The sequence below is a fragment of the Thiomonas sp. UBA7699 genome (genome assembly GCF_002482605.1).
GTDB classification, from domain to species: Bacteria; Pseudomonadota; Gammaproteobacteria; order Burkholderiales; family Burkholderiaceae_C; genus Thiomonas; species Thiomonas arsenitoxydans.
In genome coordinates this window covers 1-6,887 of sequence record NZ_DLGH01000035.1, presented here as the reverse complement: position 1 = coordinate 6,887, position 6,887 = coordinate 1, and the positions used below count along the sequence as shown (strand labels likewise).

The following is a 6,887-nucleotide window of genomic DNA, read 5'->3' as shown; positions in this document are numbered from 1 at the left end:
CGGGCGGGCCGTCCCTACGTGGCGCCCCGCCCGTCGGCGCACGCGGCATTGGACTCCGACGCCTTCGTGCGCCTGGCCTACGGCGCCGCCGAAGCGGTGACGGGCACCGTGCGCCTGTTCCCGCCGCGCCGTGGCGTGGCGCCGCTGGCCGTGTCGATCCATGTCGTCGACCACGGCGTGGCCAGGAGACTGATCGACACGCATGGGCTGTTCGGCAGCGGACAGACCGCCGATCCGGCTGGCTGGCGCGTGCTGGCGCCCGACGCGCGCACCGACTGGATGGCTTTTCTCGGGGCCTCGTACTTTCGCTGCTCGGGGACATCCAACCGCTACGGCCTCTCGGCACGGGCCATCTCGGTGGACACCGGCCTGCCGGAGCCGGAGGAATTCCCAGTATTCACCGACTTCTGGATCGAGCAGCCGTCGGACGACCACGTGATCACCCACGCCCTCCTCGACGGCCCTTCGCTGGCCGGGGCCTACGCCATCGACTCCTGGCGTCACGAGGGCGTGGACGTGGTGCAGGATGTGCGTTGTGCACTCTTCCTGCGACGCGATGTGCAGCGCTTGGGCATCGCCCCGCAGACCAGCATGTTCCTCTACGACCAGACGCGCGCCGACGGCATGCCCCACCCCCATCCGATCGGCGATTGGCGCCCGCAGGTGCACGACTCCGGGGGCTTGGCCATCCGCACCGGAGCCGGCGAGCGCATCTGGCGCCCGCTCCACAACCCGGCTCAGGCGCGCGTGAACGCCTTCCGCGCCGATCACCCGGGCGGCTTCGGCCTCATGCAGCGCGATCGCGATTTCACTAACTACGAGGACGACGAATTGTTCTACGAACTGCGGCCTTCGCTGTGGGTGCAGCCCCAGGGCGACTGGGGCACGGGCAGCGTGATGCTCTACGAGATGGCGTCGGTCTCGGAGACTGTGGACAACATCGGCGCATTCTGGGTTTCCGACGAACCGGCGCGTGCCGGGCAGCGCCGCGACATGGCGTACCGGTTGACGTGGACATCCGCCGATCCCAGCACCGACGCCAACGCGCACTGCTGCAATCTGTTGATCGGGCCGGCCGGCCCGGCCGACACCCCGCCCGATCCGGCCACGCGCAAGTATGTGTTCGACTTCCGCGGCGATGTGCTGGCCGGGCTGGATGATGCCAGCGGCGTGCAGGCGCTGACCAACCTGCCGGCCTCCGCGGTCATGGGCCTGCGCGCCCATCGCCTGTACGGCCGCAAAAACTCCTGGCGCGTCGTGCTGGACCTGCGCCTGACGGGGCTGGCGCAAAAGGAGTTCCGCGTGTTCCTGCGCCGCGGAACGCAGGCGCTCAGTGAGACCGTTGTGGTCACGCTCGAGGATTGAGTCACCGCGCACGCATACGCCATGTCCGCTAATCACGCGATAAACCCCGCGCCCCCGATGCTGCCTCCCGAGGCCGCGCTGGACATGCCTATCCAGCGCCTGGACGGCCCGCCTCCGGGGGCGATCGAGGTGAAAACCCAGCCGCACGGCCTGCTGATCAAGCGCCTGCTGCTCATCGCGCTGACGGCCGTGCTCGCGCTGGCGGCGTCCACGCAACTGCGCATGGTGCTCGCGCGCGAGCAGGTCAACGCGCTCGACATCGTGCTGCTGGTGATGTTCGTGCCGCTGTTCGGGTGGATCTCCTTCGGCTTCGTGAATTCGGCCATCGGCTTCTACAAGCTGATCAGTGGGGATCATCCGGGCTTCACGCCGGTGCCCAGCCCGGCGCAGCCGCTGCGCCATCGCGTCGCGGTACTGATGCCGATCTACAACGAGGATGTCGACGCCACCTTCGGCCGCGTGCGCACCATGGCGCGCTCCATCGCTGCGGCAGGGGGAGCCGCCTGGATCGACTTTTTCGTGCTGAGCGACTCGAGCGAGGACAACGGCGAGCGCGAGCAGGCGGCGTGGCTCGCGCTGGCGCGTGAGGCCCCCATCGCGGTGTACTACCGCCGGCGCGAGCACAACACCGCACGCAAGCCGGGCAACATCGCCGATTGGGTGCGCCGGTTCGGCGCCGCCTACGAGTGCATGCTGGTGCTCGACGCCGACAGCCTGATGAGCGGTGACGCCATCGTGGGCATGGCGTCGATCATGGAGGAGCGGCCGTCGATCGGGTTGCTGCAGACGGTGCCGATGATCACCAACGCGCGCACCCTGTTCCAGCGCTGGATGCAGTTCGCCAGCGAAGCCTACGGCCCCATCGCCACAGCGGGCCTGCTGTGGTGGTCGGGCTCGGAAGCCAATTTCTGGGGCCACAACGCGATCGTGCGCACGCGCGCGTTCGCGCAGAGCTGCGGCCTGCCCGAGTTGCCGGGCAAGCATCCGTTAGGCGGCCATATCCAGAGCCACGACATGTTCGAGTCGGCTCTGCTGCGCCGACGTGGCTGGGCGGTTCACATGGTGATGATCGACGGCAGCTACGAGGAATTCCCGCCATCGATCATCGACTACGCCAAGCGCGACAGGCGCTGGATGCAGGGTAACCTTCAACACCTGCGGCTGCTCGGCACCTCGGGGCTGCACTGGGCCAGCCGACTGCACCTGCTGCTCGGCGCCTCGGCCTACCTGACCTCGCCGGGTTGGCTGTTGCTGCTGCTGACTAGCGCCTTGCAGGTGATCTTTTCCCGCGAGGCCACGCTGATGGGGATCTCGACTTCCTGGGTGCTGTGGCTCACGCTGCTGCTGCTGTTCGGTCCCAAGCTGATGGGACTGACCTGGATGCTGTCGTCCGCCGCCCGCAGGCGCAGCTTCGGCGGCGCTGCGCGCATCGTGCGATCCGTGGCGCTCGATATTCCCCTGGCGATGCTGATGGCGCCGGTGATCATGATGACCCAGACCAAGAGCTTGCTGGCAATGGCGTTGGGAATTCCCTCCGGCTGGTCGGCCCAGGTGCGCGAGGCTCGCCGCATCCCGGTGCTGTCGACCCTTGCCGATCTGCGCGAGCACCTCGTGCTCGGTCTGGCCTTCGCCGCGCTAGCCTGGTTCGACCCGGTGGTCGGCCTGTGGTTCTCGCCGATCACGCTCGGGCTGCTGAGTTCGCCCTGGCTGATTAGCTGGACCTCCAGCGAGCGCCTGGGAAGCCTGGCCCATGCCTTGGGCTTTTTCTGGGTGCCAGCTCCGCAACTAGGGGAAGAGACGCCGGAGCCGGATTCCTGAGCGCCCCCAGACCAGCCGCTGCGCGTCAGGCCCCCGCGGCGCCATGGTCAGGTCTGGACGTAACTGCGCTGCACGGCGAGCGGCGGCGGCGTGTACTGGTAGATCCAGGTTTCGGTGAGCGCCTGGCCGTCGAGCTGCAGGAACAGCCTGAGGTTGATCGGCTCTACGGCTTCACCGGGCACCAGGTCGAACATCGCGCGCCAGCCCTTGAGGGGCAGCAACGGGCGGGCCGACACGAGTTGTACCTGGCCCTGCGAGGTGCTGACCACGGCGCGGACTTTGTCGCTGGCGACCAGCATCGGCAGATCGCCGCCGACGAAATCGATCACGAAGCGCCAGGAGAACTCACTGCGCTTCTGACCGACGATTCCGCCGATGCCGTCGCGGGTCGCTTGGGCGTGTCCGAGTCGGGATGCGAAGGGATTCTCGCGGCACCAGTACAGGCGGTAGCCGTAGCTGTAGTCGCGGCCGGGAACGATTTCTTCGGCCGGATTCCAGAACGCCACGATGTTGTCCATCGTCTCATCGATGGTGGGGATTTCCACCAGCATGACCGCGCCCTTGCCCCAGGCGCCCTTCGGGGCGACCCAGCAACTCGGCCGACGGTCGTACCAGACCCCGTCGTCCTGGTAGTCGGCGAAGTTATGGTCGCGCTGCATCAGGCCGAAACCGCGCGGATTGTCGTCGAGGTAGGAATTGACCTGGAGATGCGCCGGGTTGGTGAGCGGACGCCAGATCCACTCTCCGACGCCGGTGTGCATCTGCAGGCCGTCCGAGTCGTGGATCTGCGGGCGCCAGTCGTCGGCCACACGGTGGTCGTTTTCCCCGACCAGATACATGCTGGTGCCCGGCGCGATGCCCAGCCGCTCGATCCGACGGCGCGGGTAGAGCGTGAAGTCCACGTCCATCACCAGCGTGCTCGCCACATCGATGATGAAACGATAAGCGCCGGTGACGCTCGGGGAGTCGAGCAGGGCATACACGGTGAGCAGCGTCGATTCGGGTGCGGGCTTCTGCAGGTAGAAGGCGACGAAGTCGGGGAATTCCTCCGGCCGGGCCATGCCTGTGTCGATCGCCAGTCCGCGCTGTGACATGCCGTACTGGCCGCTGGCGTCGACAGCGCGGAAGTAGGAGGCGCCCTGGAACACCGCCCGGTCGTCCGCCCAGTTGGTGTGAAACAGCACGTTGAATCCGGAAAAGCCCAATTGCTTCTGAATCTCACCCGGCTTCAGCCCCGAGCGGCTGTAGTCGAACAGTGTCGGATCGAACAGGATCTGGCGCGCGGTATTGCGCTCCACGGCGTACATGCGCACCGAGCGCTTCATGGTGTAGCCGAGGTGATCGAAGCGGATGCGAAAGAAGAGATCGTCCTCACACCACAGCGTGCGCTCGGGACGGTAGCGGATCGACTGCCACTGGTCCCAGGAGAGCTTCTGCACCGCAGCCGGCAGCGGCGCGACCGGTTCGCTGTAAGCGATGAGCGACTTCGCTTGCGCCAGCCCCTTCAGCCAGTCGAAGGAGAACTGCTGCGGCTCTCCGAAGTGCGCGATGCCGCGCGCCGGCGCCGGTGGCGGCCGCTTTTCTTGCTTGAATTCCATTGGCCAGGGCGCCAGCGCGGCGAAATTCGCCGCACTGCCGCGCAGAAAATCGCGTCGATGCATCAATGTGTCCTCAGTTCTTGCGCCAGGGGATCGGCCTGCGCCATCGGTGCGCAGCGATGGCGTCCTTCAGGGGCGGGGTCTGCAGTGCGGCGAGCTTGCTCGCGGATCGGTCTCTTGCGGGGTCAGCAGCAACCGAAGCCGCCGCAGCCAGTGCGCCGGGGCGATGCGACTTGTGAACATGGTAAGCGGCGCCGAAAGCGCCACACCGCGGATCACCGGCAACAGCCAGCCGATGTCGTGCGGGGCAAACTCCAGGATCAGCGGCCCCAATCAGCCCGATCAGCACAGGCCAGGCGTGCCAGCGTGCCTGCTGACGCACAAAACCGCCGCGCCGACGTCCTCATCTCGGCCGAGGCGAGCATTGGCTGCGGCCCGCACCAACCGTTCAACTTGAGAGCCCTCGCGGCTGGGCCGGCGAGCAAAGGATCAACGCCGCAGGTTCGCTACGGCTTTATCTCTGTGCGACGACCACGGCCTCGTTGCCCTGTGCGAAGAGGTGCACCTGCGACTGCAGACCCGCCTGGGCAAAAGCCGCCTGGATTTCGTCCGGCCGCAGAAAATGGTTGCCCTGCACATGTTCGCTGAGATTCTGGAACGCCAGCCCCTTACGGCTGGGTTCGCGCAAGGCGGTGCGGTCTGCCGGCCAGGCCGGTTCCCAGATCACCACATAACCGCCCGGCTTGAGATTGCCGCGCAGCCAGGTGAACAGCGTGTGGGTGTCTTTCTCCCATACATGATGCAGGGCGCGGTTCATCGCAATCAGGTCGGCAGGTTCTTCCAGCGTGAGCGCGTGGATGTCACCCTGGATAAAACGCAGCCTGTCGGCCAAGCCCTGCTGCCGCGCAATGTCTTCGGCTTGGGCGATGTTCTCCTGGAAACCGTCGATGCCCAACCCCCGCAGCTTGCCACAGCGCCGCGCCAGTGCGCGCAAATACCAGCCATTGCCGCAGCCCAGGTCGACGGCAAGACCTCCACGGGCGTCCACATCGGCGAAAGCGGGTACTGCCGGACAATTCGTTTGTTCGAACATCGATGCGAAATTCGCCTCCAGCATCGGCCCGAACCAGGGCAACACGGTGTCGCGCTCGGCCAAAACCTGCTCGCCTGGGCGTTCCCCAGTGCGCATCAGCCCTGCCGCGCGCTCGGCCATGTGCGCCGACAGGACGGATTGCACGGCCATCGGCATAAGCGTGCCCGGCGCATCGGGGCGCATGGCTTCGCCTGTCGTCGTAAGACGGAAGACGTCGCCCTGTGCCTCCAGATAACCGAAGGCGTAGGCGGCGTCGCACCAGCGCAGCACATAGGCAGAGTCGAGCCCGGCCGCATCGGCCAAGGTGGCGGCAGACGCCGTGCCCAGGCGATGCAGGGTGCTGAAGAGGCCATTGACGACGCCGATGTAAGCGATGTTCAGGCTAAGTGCGGCCTGGGATTGCTGGCGAAATTGGGTTTTAAGGTCGTCTACAGTCATGGGAAAACGGGGAGTGATGAAAAAGTCGGGTCGCGATACCTGTCATGCTCTGCAGCATGCTCCAGCATGCATGCACAGCGTACGGATTTCCGATAAGCCCTGATGTATCAGGATGCTGCTAGAGTCAAAGCGTTCAACTTGGCCTATTCGTTCAATACATCCGGAGAAACACACTCATGTCAGTCAATGAAGGAACCTTGGATCGCGCTTTGCGCGTGATAGTGGGTCTGGTGCTTATCGCCCTGACGCTGACCCATGTGATTGGCCTCTGGGGCTGGATTGGCGTTGTGCCTTTGGTCGCGGGGGCGGTGGGCATTTGTCCGCTCTACATGGTGCTCGGCATTCGCACCTGCCCGATGCGCAAGAAGTGATTTGCGGGGCTGCTTCGACCGGCTCCGCCCCGCGAAGCATCACAGTTGCGTCGCATCCTCGGTGAAGACCTGGCCCATGCCGAGGGTTTTGACCTGAAGTGTCTGGCGATGAAACAGGTGCGCGAGGAGATGGGGCTGAGCAACGTCATTCTGATGCTGCCCTTCGTGCGCCGCATCAAGCAGGCCGAACGCAAACCCAGCGCC

The 6,887-nt window shown here is 65.9% G+C and carries 6 protein-coding genes; 3 read left to right on the top strand and 3 right to left on the bottom strand.

What is annotated here, in order from left to right:
* Together B3H47_RS14745 and mdoH are read left to right on the top strand one after the other, a co-directional pair.
* Positions 1-1,365 (top strand): glucan biosynthesis protein D (locus B3H47_RS14745; RefSeq protein ID WP_286987802.1); only part of this gene is annotated, 1,365 nt, incomplete at its 5' end.
* A 21-nt stretch (positions 1,366-1,386) separates the two neighbouring features.
* Positions 1,387-3,183 (top strand): glucans biosynthesis glucosyltransferase MdoH, encoded by a 1,797-nt coding sequence (gene mdoH / locus B3H47_RS14740; protein WP_286987800.1) that lies wholly within the window; start codon positions 1,387-1,389, stop codon positions 3,181-3,183.
* A 47-nt stretch (positions 3,184-3,230) separates the two neighbouring features.
* Here the strand turns inward: mdoH and B3H47_RS14735 are convergent, their stop codons facing one another.
* From B3H47_RS14735 to B3H47_RS14725, 3 genes are all read right to left on the bottom strand, one after another.
* Positions 3,231-4,844, bottom strand: coding sequence for a glucan biosynthesis protein (locus tag B3H47_RS14735; protein WP_286987799.1), 1,614 nt, complete (start codon positions 4,842-4,844; stop codon positions 3,231-3,233).
* A gap of 66 nt (positions 4,845-4,910) precedes the next feature.
* Positions 4,911-5,114, bottom strand: a complete 204-nt coding sequence (locus B3H47_RS14730; protein ID WP_286987797.1) for a hypothetical protein — start codon at positions 5,112-5,114, stop codon at positions 4,911-4,913.
* A gap of 181 nt (positions 5,115-5,295) precedes the next feature.
* Positions 5,296-6,312, bottom strand: coding sequence for a class I SAM-dependent methyltransferase (locus tag B3H47_RS14725; RefSeq protein WP_286987795.1), 1,017 nt, complete (start codon positions 6,310-6,312; stop codon positions 5,296-5,298).
* 176 nt (positions 6,313-6,488) lie between these two features.
* Here B3H47_RS14725 and B3H47_RS14720 point away from each other — a divergent pair, with 176 nt between their 5' ends.
* Positions 6,489-6,683, top strand: coding sequence for a YgaP family membrane protein (locus tag B3H47_RS14720; RefSeq protein ID WP_013105826.1), 195 nt, complete (start codon positions 6,489-6,491; stop codon positions 6,681-6,683).
* Positions 6,684-6,887: the final 204 nt, after the last annotated feature.